Below are 17,317 nucleotides of genomic sequence, written 5' to 3'. Positions count from 1 at the left end.
TTGAAAAGATCAAACGCATGCAACGCGTGGCCACCCGGTATGACAAAACCGATGTTTCATTCATGGCTTTTGTCCTTCTTGCCATCTGCACTTTATCCCTCAGAAACCAATTTTAAAACACGCCCTATGAACTTATCGAGGTCCTCGAGTTTTTTTCCAAACCGGGTGTAGTCGCTAATTGGCTCGACGTCGCATTCAGCGAAAAAGTTACTGTGCGCTTCTTCGATTAATGTTTTCAGTCTTTTCTCGAAGAGTTCTTCGCTGATTCCATTCCACACATGTAAATAAGCCAAACCGGAAAACTCGGGGAGAAAGACAAATGGAGCGCTCGCCTTTAAAAGATTGGGCGCTATTGCCTCCATTTGCGCCTTTGCTGACGGATCAACAATTGTTACATGTCCATCGTCTGACGATTTGCTTAAGTGACCAAAAACGAATGGAGTTTCATGGTCACGACCGTCGAATGTATCCGTTATTGTCCATCGGAATTTTCCCACTGTCTTAGGCGGAGCGTTCAACAAAGCCTCCATAAGGCTTGTTGTATTGATCTTTGTTCCACGCTTGAGCACACGACTCAGATAATAGCGGCCATTTTTTCTTCTCATTCGATTTCCGGGTGACGTTGATTCACAATTAAAGGGTGTTTTATTCCGAAACAACAATCCTTGTCTATAGGCAGGTCTGCCAATAGACGCCGTGGCTCGTTCTGCTAAAACGGCGCCAGGAAATTCGAAAAATCGATGTCTAAACGTCGTCGCAAACGGAAGAAGACCTCACCCAAGTCCGTCAAGCCGAAGCGGACGAAGGAGGACCTGCTGGCAGCGGCGGGATTGACGCCGGAGGAGGCGGCGGACTTGCAGGCATGGATCGTCGAGCAGCAACGCGATGGCTCATTGCGGCAGCAGGACCCGCGGGTGTGGAATCACGCGCTGCTGGTGTTCATGCAGCAGGTGGCTGCGGTGCAGGTCTCCCCGCAGTAGAGCGTGAGGGTGCGCTCGGAGCTAGTGTAGGGCTCCGGCAGCCAGGGGCGCGGGCTGAGGATCTGACGGCGCGGCAGCGGCAGGTGCCAGCCGCCGAGTTCCAAGCGCCAGCGCAGCCGTCGAACTCGTGGCAGTCGGTGACAGGCCGGGCGTGGGCCACGCGGAGAGAGCAGGCGGGCGGGCGCGGCAGGAGCACATGCCAGTCGCACCCGCTGAGCACGAGCCAGGCGCGGCCCTCGTCGCGGTCGCGGGAGCTGAAGTAGTCGGTGCTGTGGAGGACGCCTCCGGCAAAGCGGGCCTGCATACTGTTCATATAAACACATTATTCCGGTCTTTAACCGTTCAACCAGCCACTTTTGGCCGGTTTTGGGGCCTGTTTCGGGGTCTGGAACGCGGTGTTTGAGCTCAAAGAAGGTGGACGTTGACCTGAAAGAGGGGGCTCTTTGACCTCATAGAAGGGTGTCTTTGAGCTCAAAGAGGGGTCGGTTTGACCTCAAAGAACGGTTCCTTTGAGCTCAAAGAAGGGGCTCTTTGACCTCCAAGAGAGGTGTGTTTGGCCTCAAGGAACGGTCTGCTCGACCTCAAAGAGAGGTGTCTTTAAGCTCAAGGACGGGTCTGCTCGACCTCAAAGAGCGCGTTGTTGAAGGCGCTGTGGCAGGTGATTCGGGCCGCGAGCAGGCTAAATTAAGCTTGATTTGCAAGGGCGTTTTTGGTTAGCCTTAGGGTGATTGTTCACTGGAGTGCACGATCACCCGGGTCCAGCCAACCCACTTTTCGCCCACCATGAGCAAGGCTTCACCGGCTTTTCTGGCAGAGTTGCGCGCCGAGATGGAGTTCTATGAAAGGCTTTTCGGCCGGCTGGTGAACCAGGTGCGCAACGAGCAGGGGCTGAACCAGGAGGATTTTGGCGAGGCGGTGGGCGGAAAACAAAACCGCCTCCGCCGGTGTGAACCGAGAGAGGCGGTGTGAGGGATCTCGCGCGGGCGGGCTTAGGCGGCTTCTTCGTCCACGGCGGGAAGCTGCGGATTCTCCGTCTCGTGGATGTCGAAGTTGCGGTTGGCAATGAAGCCGGTGCCGGCGGGGATGAGGTGGCCCATGATGACGTTTTCCTTGAAGCCGCGGAGAAGGTCGTTCTTCGCGAGGGTCGCAGCTTCCGTGAGCACACGGGTGGTGTCCTGGAAGGAGGCGGCGGAGATGAAGGATTCGGTCTCGATGGAGGCCTTGGTGATGCCAAGAAGAACCGGCTCGGCCTCGGCGGGCTTGCCGCCCTCCTCGGAGACGCGGGCGTTTTCCTTCTCGAACTCGGTGCGGTCGATCTGATCGCCCCAGAGGAAGTCGGTGTCGCCCGGATCGGTGATCTTCACCTTGCGGAGCATCTGGCGGATGATGATCTCGACGTGCTTGTCGTTGATCTCCACACCCTGGGCGCGGTACACTTCCTGGACTTCGTTGACGAGGTGCTCGCGAAGGGCCTGCGGGCCGAGGATTTCGAGAAGATCATGCGGAACGACAGGGCCGTCGGTGATCTGGTCGCCCTTGGAGACGTGGTCGCCGTTGAAGAGCAGGATGTGCTTGCTGCGGGGGATGAGATGCTCCTCCTGCTGGCCGGTCTTCGGATCGGTGACGATGACGCGGCGCTTGCCGCGGACGAGGCCGCCGATCTCGACGGTGCCGTCGATGCGGGCGATTTCGCAGGCGTCCTTGGGCTTGCGGGCTTCGAAAAGCTCGGCCACACGCGGCAGACCGCCGGTGATATCCTTGGTCTTGGAGGCCTTGCGCGGGGTCTTGGCGATGGTGGTGCCGGCCTCGACCTTCTCGTTGTTTTTCACGGCAAGGTGGGCGCCGGCGGGAATGGTGTAGCTGGCGAGAACCTCGTGCGTCTTCGGGTCGGTGACGACCACCTGCGGGTGGAGGTCTTCCTTGTGCTCGATGACGACGGTCTCCTCGTTGCCGGTGGACTCGTTTTTCTCCTTGGTGATGGTGATGCCGGAGATCATGTCGCGGAACTCCAGCTTGCCGGCCTTCTCGGTGATGATCGGCATGTTGTAGGGGTCCCAGGTGACGATCTGCTCGCCTTTCTTGACGTGGGAGCCCTCGGGCTTGGCGATGACGGCGCCGAGCACGAGCTTGTGGCTCTCCAGTTCGCGGCCGTCGTCATCGTGGATGGAGAGTATGCCGTTTTTGGTGAGGGCGATCCAGTTTCCTTCGACGGTCTGCACGGTGCGGGTCTCGACGATGCGGAGGGTGCCGGCGTTCTTGGTGACGATGAAGGGCTGCTTGAAGGCGCTCATGGCTGCACCACCGGTGTGGAAGGTGCGCATGGTGAGCTGCGTGCCGGGCTCGCCGATGGACTGCGCGGCGACGATGCCGACGGCCTCGCCGATCTTGGCAAGCTTCTGCGTGCCGAGATGCAGGCCGTAGCACTTCGCGCAGCAGCCGCGCTTGCTTTCGCAAGTGAGCACGGAGCGAATCTTGAGCTTCTCGACACCGATCTTCGTGAGGTGGTTCGCCTCCTTCTCGGTGACGAGCTGGCCGGCCTTGATGATGGTGCTCTTGTCCACGGGATCGTGAACGGTCTCGCAGCTCGTGCGGCCATAGACGCGGGTCTTGAGGTCCACGATCTCCTCGTCGCCCTGGTAAATGGAGGCGAGGGTGATGCCGTTGACAGTGCCGCAGTCCTCCTCGGTAACGATGACGTCCTGGGACACGTCCACAAGCTTGCGGGTCATGTAGCCGGAGTCAGCGGTCTTGAGGGCGGTGTCGGCGAGACCTTTGCGGGCGCCGTGCGTGGAGATGAAGTATTCCAGCACGGTGAGGCCTTCGCGGAAGTTCGAGATGATCGGACGCTCGATGATCTCACCGGAGGGCTTGGCCATGAGGCCGCGCATGCCGGCGAGCTGCTTGATCTGCGTGCGGTTGCCACGGGCACCGGAAGTGACCATGACGTAGAGCGGGTTGTGGTGCTTCTTGCCGTCGTTGTGCTCGATGGTACGGAATAGCTCGTTCGTGACCTGCTCGCCGACCTGGGTCCAGATGTCGATGATCTTCTGGTAGCGCTCGCCCTGGGTGATGATGCCGCGGCGGTGCTGCTTATCGACTTCCTCGATCTCCTTGTAGGCCTTCTCGACGCCGACCTTCTTGGCCTCCGGGATGACCATGTCGGTGATGCCGATGGAGCAGCCGGAGCGGGTGGCTTCGCGGAAGCCGAGCTGCTTGAGGCGGTCGAGCGCGGCGACCGTCTCCTTCTGGCCGACGGTCTGGAAGCAACGCCAGATGATGTCTGAAAGCTGCTTCTTGCCGACGGTGGTGTTGATGAAGCCGAGACCTTCCGGCCAGACTTCGTTGAAGAGCACACGACCGGCGGTGGTTTCGATCACCGCCTTGGAAGGATCGCCATACGGACGCTTCGGCAGGCCGTGGTCCGGATTGCGGAAACGGATCTTGTCGTTGACGTTAAGACCGCCCTCGGAGATGCCAAACTCGATTTCAGAGGCGCTGTTGAAGATCGGCATGCGGCCTTCGACATCGCCCTTCTTCGTCTTGGCGTCGTGGTTCGGGAACTCACGCAGGTAGGTGAGGAAGTAGCAGCCGAGAGGAATGTCCTGGCTGGGATTCAGCACCGGCTTGCCGGAGGCAGGAGAGAACAGATTGTTCGGCGCGAGCATGAGCAGGCGGGCCTCCATCTGCGCTTCGATGGAAAGCGGGACGTGAACGGCCATCTGGTCACCATCGAAGTCGGCGTTGTAGGCCGTGCAGACGAGCGGATGCACGCGAATGGCCTCGCCTTCGATGAGCTTCGGTTCGAAAGCCTGGATCGAAAGGCGGTGAAGCGTCGGCGCGCGGTTGAGGAGCACCGGGTGGCCCTTGGTGACTTCATCGAGGATGTCCCACACCTCGGGTGTGCGGCGTTCGATCATCTTCTTCGCGCTGCGGACGGTGTGCACGAGGCCCATCTCCTTCAGGCGGCGGATGATGAAGGGCTCGAACAGGACGAGCGCCATCTTCTTCGGCAGGCCGCACTGGTTGAGCGCGAGATCAGGGCCGATGACGATGACAGAACGGCCGGAGTAGTCTACGCGCTTGCCGAGGAGGTTCTGGCGGAAGCGGCCCGACTTGCCCTTGAGCATGTCGGACATGGACTTGAGCGGACGATTACCCGCGCCGGTGACCGGGCGGCCATGGCGGCCGTTGTCGAACAGCGCGTCCACGGCTTCCTGCAGCATGCGCTTCTCGTTGCGGATGATGACATCCGGCGTGCGGAGCTGGAGGAGGTTTTTGAGACGGTTGTTGCGGTTGATGACGCGACGATAGAGGTCGTTCAGATCGGAGGTGGCGAAACGGCCGCCTTCGAGAGGAACAAGCGGACGAAGATCCGGCGGGATGACCGGCAGCACTTCGAGGATCATCCATTCCGGGCGGCTGTGGCTTTCGGCGAAGCCCTGGCAGAGCTTCAAACGCTTGGCGAGCTTCTTGCGGATCTGCTTGGAGCGGGTCTTGGTCATCGCCTCCTCAAGCTCCTTGATGACCTCGGCGAGGTTGATCTGGGAGAAGATGTCGCGGATGGCCTGGGCCCCCATGCCGACCTTGAAGGCATCGGCGCCGTATTGTTCCTCAGCCTCACGAAGGTCCACTTCGGTGAGAAGCTGGCCGCGCTGCAGCGGGGTGCTGCCCGGATCGACGACCATGTAGTCCTCGTAGTAGATCACACGCTCCAGCGAGCGGGCGGTCATGTCGAGCATGAGGCCGATGCGGGAAGGCATGCACTTGTAGAACCAGATGTGCGTCACCGGCACGGCGAGCTCGATGTGGCCCATGCGCTCGCGGCGCACGCGGGAAAGGGTCACTTCGACGCCGCAGCGGTCGCAGACGACGCCCTTGTGCTTGATGCGCTTGTACTTGCCGCACGCGCATTCCCAGTCGCGGGTCGGACCAAAGATGCGCTCGCAGAACAAGCCGCCTTTTTCCGGCTTGAAGGTGCGGTAGTTGATGGTTTCCGGGTTCTTGACCTCGCCGGAGGACCAGGAGCGGACACGGTCCGCCGAGGCGATGCAGATCGACACATAGTCGAACTCCTCGCCGCTGTGTTGTTCCCCGAAGATTTCTTTCAAGCTCGCGTCAGCATTCATGATGGGTGGAAGATGCGTTGTTGGGTTTTGGTTTCTGGGGAAGACGGGTTATGCGCCCGCCGCGGTGGCAAAGCTTTCGAGAGCCTCGGCGTCGGCATTGGCCTGGGAACGCTTGTGAACCTTCACATCGAGCCCCAGGGACTGCATTTCCTTGATGAGCACGTTGAAGGACTCCGGCGTGCCCGCCTCAAGGGCGTGGTCGCCTTTGACAATCTGCTCATAGATGCGCGTGCGGCCCTGCACGTCGTCGGATTTGACGGTGAGGAGCTCCTGCAGCGTGTAAGCCGCGCCGTAGGCTTCGAGCGCCCACACCTCCATTTCACCGAAACGCTGGCCGCCATACTGGGCCTTGCCGCCCAGAGGCTGCTGCGTGACGAGCGAGTAAGGTCCGACGGCACGGGCATGTATCTTGTCGGCGACAAGGTGTCCGAGCTTCAGCATGTAGATGTAACCGACGACGACGTCGAGGTTGAAGGCTTCGCCCGTGCGGCCGTCGAAGAGCTTCGACTTGCCGTTGAGGCCCATCCACTCGTATCCGGGGACCTTCTTGGCCTCCTTGATGTACTCCATGATCTTCGATTCTGGGATACCGTCGAAGACCGGCGTGGCGATCTTCAGACCCAGCGCCTTGGCGGCGAGGCCGAGGTGGGTTTCGAGCACCTGTCCCACGTTCATGCGCGAAGGCACGCCCAGCGGGTTGAGCACGATGTCCACCGGGCATCCGTTCTCGAGGAACGGCATGTCCTCCTCCGGCACGATGTTGGCGACGATGCCCTTGTTGCCGTGGCGGCCGGCCATCTTGTCACCGACGGAAAGCTTGCGCTTGCTGGCGAGGAACACGCGCACCTGCTTGACCACGCCGGTGTCGGCGGTGTCCTCGCTGCTCTCGATCTTGTCGAGATTGCGCTCACGCTCCATGTCGGCGTCGGAGAACTTCTGCTCGAAGCTCTGGATGATGTCGAAGATCTTGTTGCGGATCGGGCTCGGGTCGATCTCGATGGTGTCGTAGCTTTCGGCCACGTGGCGCAGCATCGTCTTGGTGATCTTCTTGTTCGCGGCGACCAGCGGCTCGCCGGTCTGGCCGTTCACGATGTCGAGCGGGATTTTCTCGTTGAGAAGGATGTCCGAAAGGCGCTCGGTGAGCTGCTCGGTCAGGTCTTCCTTCTTGGCGCGATAGTCTTCTTCGATCTGCTTGATCTGCTTCTTGTACTCGGAAGGCGAGAGCTTCTCCTTCTCGTTGTCGGCGCCAGCGCCGCGCTGGGCGATGCGGACATCCATGATGATGCCCGTGCAGCCGGAGGGCACGCGAAGGGAGGTGTCCTTCACATCCGCGGCCTTCTCACCGAAGATGGCGCGCAGGAGGCGTTCTTCAGGAGCGAGTTCGGTCTCGGATTTCGGGGTGATCTTGCCGACGAGGATGTCCCCGGGCTTCACTTCCGCACCGATGCGCACGACGCCCTGGGCGTCGAGGTTCTTCAGCGCCTCATCGCCGACGTTCGGGATGTCACGCGTGATTTCTTCAGGCCCGAGCTTGGTGTCACGGGCGATGACTTCGAAGTCCTCGATGTGGATGGACGTGTAGATGTCCTCCTTCACCACACGACGGCTGATGGTGATGGCGTCCTCGAAGTTGTAGCCGTTCCAAGGCATGAACGCGACGAGCATGTTCTTGCCGATGGCAAGCTCACCCTGGTCCGTGCATGGACCGTCGGCGATCACGTCGCCTTTCTTCACCTTCTGGCCGCGCTTCACCAGCGGCTGCTGGTTGATGCAGGTGCCGGCGTTGCTGCGGCCAAACTTGCGCAGCGGATAAACGAAGACTCCCTTGTCCTCGTCGGTCGTGACCGACTTGAGCGGGTTTTCGAGGAATTTTTCGTCTTTGACGGGCAGATGGCCGTCCTTGGTGACGATGATCACATCAGCGGTCGCGGCGGCGACGGTTCCGTTGGCGTCGGCGACGATGACGGAGCGCGAATCGCGCGCGGCCTTGCCTTCCATGCCGGTACCGACGAGCGGAGACTCGCCTTCAAGGAGAGGCACGCCCTGGCGCTGCATGTTCGAGCCCATCAAGGCGCGGTTGGCGTCATCGTGCTCAAGGAACGGAATAAGAGCCGCGGCGACGGAGACGAGCTGCTTCGGCGACACGTCCATGAGCGTGACCTTCGAGGGCTCGACTTCGATGAAGTCGCCACGATAACGCACCGTGACCTTGCTGCCCTTGAAGCGGCCTTTTTCGTCAATCGGATTGTTGGACTGCGCGATGTAGTGGTTCTCCTCCTGGTCGGCAGTCAGGTATTCGATCTTGTCCGCGACGACAGAATCCTTCACCGGACGATACGGCGTCTCGATGAAGCCGAACTCGTTGATGCGGGCGTAGGAACCGAGGGAGTTGATCAGGCCGATGTTCGGACCTTCCGGGGTCTCAATCGGGCAGATGCGTCCGTAGTGGGACGGATGGACGTCACGCACTTCGAAGCCTGCGCGGTCACGGTTGAGACCGCCTGGCCCAAGAGCGGAGAGACGACGTTTGTGGGTCAGTTCGGCCAGCGGATTGATCTGGTCCATGAACTGGGAGAGCTGGCTGCGGCCGAAGAAGTCGCGCACGACGGCGGAGAGCGCCTTCGGATTGACGAGCTTGGCGGGCGTCATGGTGTCCATGTTCACGTCGAACAGGGTCATGCGCTCCTTGACGAGACGCTCGGTGCGGCTGAGGCCGACGCGGCACTGGTTGGCGAGGAGTTCGCCAACGGCACGGACACGGCGGGAACCAAGATGGTCGATGTCATCGAGGATGCCCTGGCCCTCACGGAGCTGGAACAGGTAACGAAGCGCGGAAACGACGTCCTCGGCGGTGAGAATGCGCATCTCGGTGTCCACCTTGAGACCAAGCTTCTGATTGATCTTGTAGCGGCCGACGCGGGTGAGGTCGTAGCGCTTCGGATCGAAGAACAGGCGCTTCACGAGGGCGCGGGCATTCGGCGTGGTGGGCGGATCGCCCGGACGCAGACGGCGGTAGATTTCCTTGAGAGCCTCGTCCTCGTCCTTCGCGGTGTCCTTGCGCAGGGAAGTGACGAGCAGGTCGTCCGGCGAGGCGGTGACAACCTTGATGGACTTGTGGCCGAGCTGGATGAGCTGGCGCACCACGCCCTGGGTAAGGGGCTCGTAGGCACGGGCGACGATAAGCTCGCCGTCGAGGATGTCCTTGAAGAGGATCTTGCTGGCGAGTTCTTCTTCGGAAAGGCCGTCCTTGAGCTTCAGGTCCTGGATTTCGTAGAAGAGCTTGAGGATGTCCTCATCCGTGGGGAAACCGATCACGCGCAGGAGCGTGGTGGCGAGGAATTTGCGGCGGCGGCGGCGGCGGTCGAGATAGACGTAAAGCAGGTCGTTCGTGTCGAACTGCACTTCCAGCCAAGTGCCGCGGTCAGGGATGATGCGGAAGCCGTGCAACCAGCGGCCGTTGAGGTGCTGGGTGGTCTCAAAGCAGATGCCCGGGGAGCGATGAAGCTGCGAGACAACAACACGCTCGGCGCCATTGATGACAAAGGTGCCGCGCACGGTCATGAGCGGAATTTCACCCATGTAAACACGCTCCTGCTTCGCGCCCTGCTCGTCCTTGAGCTCATAGGTGACGTAAAGCGGCGCGGAGTAGGTCTCCGCGTCATGAATGGCCTCCAGCGAGTTAAGCTTTGGATCACCGATCTCGTACATGACGAAATCGAGAGTCATCTTCTCGTCGTAGCTGGTGATCGGGAAAACCTCGCGAAACACGGCCTGCAGGCCGACGTCCTTGCGCTTTGAGGGAGTGATGTTCTTCTGGAGAAACTCCTCGTAGGAGCGGAGCTGGATCTCGATGAGGTTTGGCGGCTCGGCGACTTCGTGGATTTTGCCAAAGTTGGTGCGCTGGGACATAAGGCAGTGGTGAGGACGGTTTGGGGGCGATGGCGGGGGCACGGACACGGAGCCGGGAGACTCCGCATGCGCTCAACTCAGTCGATCAGGGGCGAAAGCCCGTGATCGGCCGCTTTGAGCGCGAAAACGAAGCAGCCGGAGACCGGGCGGGAGCCAGATCTCAGGCCATGAAAATGGAAAGCAGCCTCCAATACTCCGCGAGCAGCCCCGGAACCGAGACCATGGCCTCGGAGGTTCTGGGGTTCACGGACGAGTGCGGGCATGCGATGGAACGAACGAACGGGGGATTGAAAAAAACTAACTTTTGAGGCTCCGGACCGCGTGGCGCTGCTATTGCGAGCCGCGCCACGCGGCAAAGAACCAGGAGGAACTGAGGAGATTACTTGATCTCGACCTTGGCGCCGGCGGCTTCCAGCTTCTTCTTCACTTCTTCCGCCTCTTCCTTCTTCACGCCTTCCTTCAGCTTGGCACCGCCCTTTTCGACGAGTGCTTTGGCTTCGGCGAGGCCGAGTCCGGCGACGACGTTGCGGACTTCCTTGATGACGGCGATCTTGTTCGCGCCACCATCGACGAGGATCACGTCAAACTCGGTCTTCTCTTCTGCGGCAGGTGCTGCGGCACCGCCACCAGCGCCACCAGCGGCGGCAACAGGAGCAGCAGCGCTCACGCCCCACTTGGTTTCGAGGGTTTTGACGAGTTCAGAGACTTCGAGGACGGTCAAGCCGCTCAGTTCTTCAACGATTTTGTTCAGGTCAGCCATGTTAGTGTGTCGGTATCGCCGCTTTCCGAAGCCTCGGATGGTTTAAGAGCAAAAGCTTTTGCTCCGGCAAGGAACCATTGGGTGTTTGTGTGTTCAGGCCGTGTGAAGGGCCATCTGGTCAAATTGGGTTTAATACGAGGTGAATCAGGCAGCAGGGGCGTCGGCGGGAGCACCGTCCTTCTCCGCCTTGGCCTTGAGGGCGCGGGCGAGTGCGGAACCAGGAGCCTGGAGAACGCCGAGGAGCTGGGAGTAGAGAATTTCGCGGGAGGGCAGGTCGGCGAGGGCCTTGATGGTTGCCACGTCGAGGAGCTTGCCATCGAGCACGCCAACCTTCATCACCGGCTTCTCAAACTCGGCGGCGAAGTTCTTGAGGATCTTTGCCGTTGCGAAAATTTCCTTCACCCCCGTGACAAAGGCGCTCTGGCCGCTGAGATGATCACCCAGTTCGCCTGGATAGCCGGCCTTCTCGGCCGCCTTCCTGACCAGGTTGTTCTTGAAGACGTGGATCTCGGCGCTGACGGCGCTGAGGCGCTTGCGAAGCTCGGCGAATTTATCGACGGTGAGGCCGGTGTAATCGACGACGAGGAGGAAAGGAGACGCGTTGACCCGTTTCAGCAGGTCATCGATGAGCAATGTCTTTTCGGCTTTCATGATTCAGTGCTGCGAGGGGTTAGAGTTTGATGTATTTCGACACGTCGATGCGCAGCGCGGGCGACATGGTCGCGGCCAGCGTGATGGTTTCGACGTAGCGGCCGCGGGCGGAGGCGGGCTTGGCACGCACGACGGCCTCAATGAAGCTCTGGGCGTTTTCAGCGAGCTGCTTCGGCTCGAAGGAGGCTTTTCCGACGGAGGCGGCGATGTTGCCATTCTTGTCGAGCTTGAAGTCGGCACGACCGGCCTTGACGGCCTTCACGGCGGCGGCGGTGTCGTCTGTGACGGTGCCGGTTCGCGGATTGGGCATCAGACCACGGGGACCAAGCTGCTTGCCGAGCTTGCGGACTTCATTCATCGCGGCCGGGGTGGCGATGGCGACGTCGAAGTCGAGGAAACCTTCTTTCACCTTCGCGATGAGGTCGTCGTTGCCGACAATGTCAGCACCGGCGGCTTTGGCGGCATCAGCCGCGCCACCTTGCGCGAAGACGGCCACACGCACGGTCTTGCCGGAGCCGTGGGGCAGCGGGCAGGTGCCGCGGACCATCTGGTCGCTCTTCTTCGGGTCCACACCCATGCGGAAGGACAGGGTGACGGTCTGGTTGAACTTCGTGCCTGGAAGTTTGCGCAGGAGATCGGCCGCTTCTTCAAGCGAGAACGATTTTCCTGCCGGGACCATCTCGGCGGCTTTCTTGTAGCGTTTGCTTCTCTTTTGCATGGTGGGTGTGCAGTGGTGGCGAACGGTGGCGTTCTCCTGCTTGGGGTTCGGGGGGATTAGTCGATGATTTCGATGCCCATCTGGCGGGCGGTGCCGGCCATGATGCGTGAGGCGCGCTCAAGGTCGCTCGTGTTCAGGTCGGCAAGCTTGGCCTTGGTGGCTTCCAAAAGCTGGGCCTTGCTGATCTTGGCAACTTTTTTCTTGTTCGGCTCGCCGGAGCCGGAGGCGAGGTTCGCGACCTTCTTGAGAAGGTTCGAGGCCGGGGGCTGCTTCGTGATGAAGGTGAAGGACTTGTCCTTGTAAACGGTGATGACCGTGGGCAGCACGTCTCCGCCGGCCTTCTGGGTGGCAGCGTTGAACTCTTTGCAGAAGGCCATGATGTTCACACCTGCCTGACCGAGCGCGGGGCCGATGGGCGGTGCGGGGTTGGCGGCGCCAGCCTTGATCTGAAGCTTGATTTGTTTGACGATTTCCTTGGCCATGGTGTGTTTTTTCTTGCGTTGCTTGAGTTGGAAATGGGGTTAGCCGGGCGGGTTTAGGCTTTCTCAACCTGCCAGTATTCGAGATCGACCGGCGTGGAGCGTCCAAAGATGTTCACGGACACGCGAAGCAAGCCGCGGTCGGGGTCGATTTCCTCCACGGTGCCGGTCTGGCTTTCGAAGGGGCCATCGGCCACGCGCACGGTGTCGCCGAGGTTGAAGGCGATCTTCGGCACGGCTCCATCGTCCTTGTCGCGGACTTGGGCCAGCATGGCCTCGACTTCCTTGGCACGCATGGGGATCGGATGGTCCTTCGTGCCGGCGAAGTTGAGAACGCCGTCGGTTTCCTTCACGAAATACCAGGTGCGGTCAACGAGCCGGTTGTGCTCGTCGAGCAGGTGGCAGTTGGCAATGACGTAGCCGGGGAAGAACTTGCGGTTGCTCTCGCTGCGCTTGCCTTTTTTCACCTCGGCAACGCGCTCCATGGGCACCAGCACTTGGTAAACATAGTCGCCCATCTCCTCCTTCTCAATGCGGCGGAGCATGCTGTCACGAACCTTTTGTTCAAGGCCGGAACGGACGTGGATGACAAACCACTGGTCGCGGGGTGCGGGGATGGCTCCCATAGGGCGGAAGGGTGGGGAAAGGATGGAAAGGGAAATTACATGCCGAGCTTCTGAGCGGCCTCAAAGGCCCACTTGAAGCTGACATCGAAAGCGGCCACGAAGGCTCCGAGCAGGATCATGGCGATGAAGACCACCACTGTGGATTCATTCAGCTCGCGGTATTTGGCAAAGCCCTTCTCCTTTGGATCCCAAGGCCATGTGGCTTTCTTGAGTTCGAGATAGACTTCGCTGATGTATTTGCGGATGCGGCTCATGTGAAGCGTTTCGTATTCTGCGGATTATCCCGGGCTATTCGCTGGCAGGCCAGGAGGGACTCGAACCCCCAACCGACGGTTTTGGAGACCGCTACTCTACCAATTGAGCTACTGACCTGTGTGAGCGAGAACGCTTCGCGGGATTGATAACGGATGGATGACTGTTTGGCAAGTCCGCCGCCTCGTTTCTTCTCCTTGCCGGAGACGAAACCACCACCGGGTCTGAAGCGCCAGACCCGGCGGGGTTCGAGACAAACGAACAAGCTGGCTTAGTCGAGGATGTCAGCCACACGGCCGGCACCGACGGTCTTGCCGCCTTCGCGGATGGCGAAGCGGATGGTCTTCTCCATGGCGATCGGGGTGATCAACTCCACGGTGATGGAGACGTTGTCACCAGGCATCACCATTTCGACACCTTCAGGAAGGGTCACGGAGCCGGTCACGTCCGTCGTGCGGAAGTAGAACTGCGGACGGTAGTTGTTGAAGAACGGCGTGTGACGGCCGCCTTCGTCCTTGGAGAGGACGTAGACCTCGGCCTTGAACTTCTTGTGAGGAGTCACGGAACCGGGCTTGGCGATGACCTGGCCGCGCTCGATTTCATTCTTCTTGGTGCCGCGCAGGAGGAGACCCACGTTGTCGCCGGCACGACCTTCGTCGAGCAGCTTGCGGAACATTTCGATGTCCGTGACGGTGGTCTTGACGGTCGGACGGATGCCAACGATCTCGACTTCGGACATCTTCTTGATGATACCACGCTCGACACGGCCGGTGCAGACGGTACCACGACCTTCGATGGCGAACACGTCTTCCACAGGCATGAGGAAGTCCTTGTCGATCGGACGCTCGGGCAGCGGGATGTAGCTGTCCACGGCTTCCATGAGCTTGAGGATGTTGGCTTCGTGAGTGGCGTCGCCTTCCATCGCCTTCAGGGCGGAACCCTTGACGATCGGGATTTCATCACCCGGGAAGTCATACTTGGAAAGAAGGTCGCGCACTTCCATCTCGACGAGGTCGAGGAGTTCGGCGTCGTCCACCATGTCCACCTTGTTCATGAAGACCACGAGGGCGGGCACACCTACCTGACGGGCGAGCAGGATGTGCTCACGAGTCTGGGGCATCGGGCCGTCAGCGGCGGACACGACGAGGATCGCACCGTCCATCTGGGCGGCGCCGGTGATCATGTTCTTCACGTAGTCGGCGTGGCCGGGGCAATCGACGTGCGCGTAGTGGCGCTTCTCGGTTTCATACTCCACGTGGGCGGTGTTGATCGTGATGCCGCGTTCCTTTTCTTCAGGAGCTGCGTCGATCTGATCATAAGCACGAGCCTGGGCCATGCCCTTCTTGGCAAGGACGGTGGTGATGGCGGCGGTCAGGGTGGTCTTGCCGTGGTCAACGTGGCCGATGGTGCCGATGTTAACGTGCGGCTTGTTGCGTTGGAATGCTTCTTTAGCCATGGAGTAGGTTTAGGTGAGGGGGTGCGCTTGGGGACTGTGTTCGTTTGTCGTGTTTCGAAGACCCCTCAAATGACGCTGCCGGAACTGGAGCTGTTGATGGGACTTGAACCCACGACCTCGTCCTTACCAAGGACGTGCTCTACCACTGAGCTACAACAGCAATGTCTGGCGGCGGCCTGCTGAGAGACCTCCTCCTCTTTCGACAAGAAAACCGGGACACATGAATCCCTTGAACTGGCGTCAAGAGACAATACGCCCCGGCCTTTTACCGAAAAAGTGTCGCGACAGTAGGACGGGGGGCATTTCTGTCAAAGATTATTTCCAAAGTTTGCGAAAGATGCCGCCACAGCGCGGCGGCAGGCTTCGACCGAGTGCACTTTAGGCTTGGCTCGGAAAAGCAATTCCCCTACCCTGCCTTCGCACGCCTCAACAACCTTGCAATCCCATGAAAACACTCGTCACAGCCGCCCTCTCCCTCCTCATCACCACCACCGCCACCCTGGCCAAGACCGGCTGGGACGACAATTACGAAAAGTCGCTCGCCAAGGCGAAAGAAGAGCAAAAACTGGTGTTGCTTGACTTCACGGGCTCGGATTGGTGCGGCTGGTGCGTCAAGCTGGATGACGAGGTGTTTTCAAAATCTGCCTTCAAAAAGTTTGCCAAGGAAAACCTGATCCTGGTCGAGCTCGACTTTCCTCACGGAAAAAACCTGCCCAAGAAAACCAAGGAGCAAAATGACGCCCTCAAGAGCAAATTCGGAGTCAACGGCTTCCCCACCATCATCCTCGTGGATGCCGACGGCAAGGAAGTCTATCGCTGCTCCGGCTACAAAGCGACATTGCTCGACGAACTGAAGGAGAAAGCGGCCAAGCCTGCCACCGGGGCCAAATAAGCCCATCATCCATGCGCAGCGTCCGCCATCTCATCCTGCTGGCAATGCTGCCCGTCGTGGCATTGCCGGCTGCCGATGAGTCCGAGGCCCTGCTGAAAAGCGTCGTCAAAAACGTCCGTGCGGGCAATCAGGATGCGCTCGCCGCGCTCAAAGACCTGCACGACCACAAACTCGCCGCCGACGCCGTGCTCTCCATCATCGGCGACAAACGCGTCGGTCTTGGCATCAAGCTCCGCCTTGCGGAAATCGTCGCCAACTGGCCTCCGGGCGGGACGCGCACGCAATTGGCCGGCTGGCTCGCCAAACACCCGAACTGCGATGATGACGAGTTGCAGTTCTTCGCCAGCCTCGGCCTGCTGGAGGCACGCGCATTTTTCTGGGGCATCCTCACCCAGGTCAAAGGCCCGCTTGCCGAAGTCCGCGACCCGACGCGCATCGCTCTCGCCGCCAAAGCGCTCGGAGCCTTCCCTGACAATCCGGAGACCGTTGTCACCCGCGTCGCCGCCCTCCTCGACCCCGCCAACGCCCACGTACTGCGTTCTTGCGCCGCCGAGGCGCTCGGCGGCATGCAGCATGTGAAGGCCCTCGAGGCCCTCCTCCCCCATCTCGGCGACGACGCCATCGGCAAAACCGCCCAAGGCTCCCTCTACCGCCTCACCGGCCAGGACTTCGCCGAGGAAGCGGATAAATGGAAAACCTGGCTCGCGGCCCAAGGCCCCTCCATTCCGTGGAAGCGGTTCACCGCCCTCGATTACGAGAACTACCTCAAGACCCGGAAGCTTCTCAAGCCCCTTGATGACGACCCGGCGGCCAACATGGCCACCTTCTACGGCATGGAATTCCGGGCCAAAGGAGCGCTCTTCATCCTCGATGTCAGCGGCAGCATGACCGCGGACGACCGCATCGGCAGGCTCAAGGCCCAGATGACCAACATTCTCACCGCCATGCAGAACAAACCCGCCAGCGTCCGCTACGGCATCATCACCTTCGGAGAAAGCGTCGATTCATGCTTCCCCGCCCGTGGCATCGAGAAAAACGACGAGCGCAACCTCCGCCAGGCCACCCGTTTCATCGAGCGCATCCAGGCCTCCGGCGGCACCCCCATGTGCGAGGCGCTCAACCACGCTCTCTCCCGCGTCCTACCCGCCGGCAACCTCGATGCCATCTACTTCCTCAGCGACGGCGTCCCCAGCGACGGCACGCCCGCGCAGGTGCTCGACCTCGCACGCCGCATCCACGAAAAATACAAGACCCGCATCCACACCATCAGCATCGGCGAGCAGCCCGCGCAGAACGCCGACATGCCCTCACTGCTCAATCAGATCGCCAACGCCTGCGGCGGCACCTTCACCCTCCCGCCTTGACGCCGTGAGCGACAACCACGTCACCACCGCGATGCCGGGTGCTACACGCGTGCACGTGGTTGTCAGTACCACCCTTGGGGAAATCAGCCTGCATGCCATTGCGG

14 protein-coding genes and 2 tRNA genes are annotated in these 17,317 nt (G+C 60.5%); 4 read left to right on the top strand and 12 right to left on the bottom strand.

What is annotated here, in order from left to right:
- Positions 1-92: 92 nt before the first annotated feature.
- Positions 93-605 carry a hypothetical protein gene (locus ACILSE_RS06995; protein ID WP_395716651.1) on the bottom strand — a complete coding sequence of 171 codons (513 nt, stop codon included), beginning with the start codon at positions 603-605 and terminating at the stop codon, positions 93-95.
- Between the two features lie 135 nt (positions 606-740).
- Here ACILSE_RS06995 and ACILSE_RS06990 point away from each other — a divergent pair, with 135 nt between their 5' ends.
- A complete protein-coding gene (locus tag ACILSE_RS06990; RefSeq protein WP_395716650.1) occupies positions 741-980 on the top strand; it encodes a hypothetical protein in 240 nt (79 codons plus the stop codon).
- A 783-nt stretch (positions 981-1,763) separates the two neighbouring features.
- Positions 1,764-1,949, top strand: a complete 186-nt coding sequence (locus tag ACILSE_RS06985; RefSeq protein ID WP_395716649.1) for a hypothetical protein — start codon at positions 1,764-1,766, stop codon at positions 1,947-1,949.
- Between the two features lie 20 nt (positions 1,950-1,969).
- Here ACILSE_RS06985 and rpoC read toward each other — a convergent pair whose 3' ends face one another.
- The 11 genes from rpoC to ACILSE_RS06930 all read right to left on the bottom strand — a co-directional run bounded on the left by rpoC (position 1,970) and on the right by ACILSE_RS06930 (position 15,117).
- Positions 1,970-6,106: a DNA-directed RNA polymerase subunit beta' gene (gene rpoC, locus ACILSE_RS06980; protein ID WP_395716648.1), complete on the bottom strand. Its 4,137-nt coding sequence runs from the start codon at positions 6,104-6,106 to the stop codon at positions 1,970-1,972.
- 48 nt (positions 6,107-6,154) lie between these two features.
- Positions 6,155-10,015 (bottom strand): DNA-directed RNA polymerase subunit beta, encoded by a 3,861-nt coding sequence (rpoB, locus tag ACILSE_RS06975; RefSeq protein ID WP_395716647.1) that lies wholly within the window; start codon positions 10,013-10,015, stop codon positions 6,155-6,157.
- 379 nt (positions 10,016-10,394) lie between these two features.
- Entirely contained in the window at positions 10,395-10,775 is a 381-nt protein-coding gene (gene rplL, locus ACILSE_RS06970; RefSeq protein WP_395716646.1) for a 50S ribosomal protein L7/L12, read from the bottom strand.
- 144 nt (positions 10,776-10,919) lie between these two features.
- Positions 10,920-11,426: a 50S ribosomal protein L10 gene (rplJ, locus tag ACILSE_RS06965; protein ID WP_395716645.1), complete on the bottom strand. Its 507-nt coding sequence runs from the start codon at positions 11,424-11,426 to the stop codon at positions 10,920-10,922.
- 19 nt (positions 11,427-11,445) lie between these two features.
- The gene (rplA, locus tag ACILSE_RS06960) at positions 11,446-12,144 is read right to left on the bottom strand and encodes a 50S ribosomal protein L1 (RefSeq protein ID WP_395716644.1); all 699 of its coding nucleotides are present in this window, start codon (positions 12,142-12,144) and stop codon (positions 11,446-11,448) included.
- Positions 12,145-12,200: 56 nt separating this feature from the next.
- Positions 12,201-12,626 (bottom strand): 50S ribosomal protein L11, encoded by a 426-nt coding sequence (rplK, locus tag ACILSE_RS06955; RefSeq protein ID WP_395716643.1) that lies wholly within the window; start codon positions 12,624-12,626, stop codon positions 12,201-12,203.
- A 53-nt stretch (positions 12,627-12,679) separates the two neighbouring features.
- Positions 12,680-13,249 (bottom strand): transcription termination/antitermination protein NusG, encoded by a 570-nt coding sequence (nusG, locus tag ACILSE_RS06950; protein ID WP_395716642.1) that lies wholly within the window; start codon positions 13,247-13,249, stop codon positions 12,680-12,682.
- Between the two features lie 35 nt (positions 13,250-13,284).
- Complete coding sequence (locus ACILSE_RS06945) at positions 13,285-13,503, bottom strand: preprotein translocase subunit SecE (RefSeq protein ID WP_395716641.1); 219 nt, start codon at positions 13,501-13,503, stop codon at positions 13,285-13,287.
- A 42-nt stretch (positions 13,504-13,545) separates the two neighbouring features.
- A tRNA-Trp gene (locus tag ACILSE_RS06940) sits at positions 13,546-13,621 on the bottom strand.
- Between the two features lie 151 nt (positions 13,622-13,772).
- A complete protein-coding gene (gene tuf / locus ACILSE_RS06935) occupies positions 13,773-14,957 on the bottom strand; it encodes an elongation factor Tu (RefSeq protein ID WP_395716640.1) in 1,185 nt (394 codons plus the stop codon).
- Between the two features lie 85 nt (positions 14,958-15,042).
- A tRNA-Thr gene (locus ACILSE_RS06930) sits at positions 15,043-15,117 on the bottom strand.
- A gap of 285 nt (positions 15,118-15,402) precedes the next feature.
- Here ACILSE_RS06930 and ACILSE_RS06925 point away from each other — a divergent pair.
- A complete protein-coding gene (locus ACILSE_RS06925; RefSeq protein WP_395716639.1) occupies positions 15,403-15,849 on the top strand; it encodes a thioredoxin family protein in 447 nt (148 codons plus the stop codon).
- 11 nt (positions 15,850-15,860) lie between these two features.
- Complete coding sequence (locus ACILSE_RS06920; protein WP_395716638.1) at positions 15,861-17,213, top strand: VWA domain-containing protein; 1,353 nt, start codon at positions 15,861-15,863, stop codon at positions 17,211-17,213.
- The last annotated feature ends 104 nt before the right edge of the window (positions 17,214-17,317 follow it).

This window comes from Prosthecobacter sp., assembly GCF_044236155.1.
GTDB lineage: Bacteria > Verrucomicrobiota > Verrucomicrobiia > Verrucomicrobiales > Verrucomicrobiaceae > Prosthecobacter.
The sequence above is the reverse complement of the archived record's forward strand: the minus strand, read 5'-3'. Positions and strand labels throughout refer to the sequence as shown.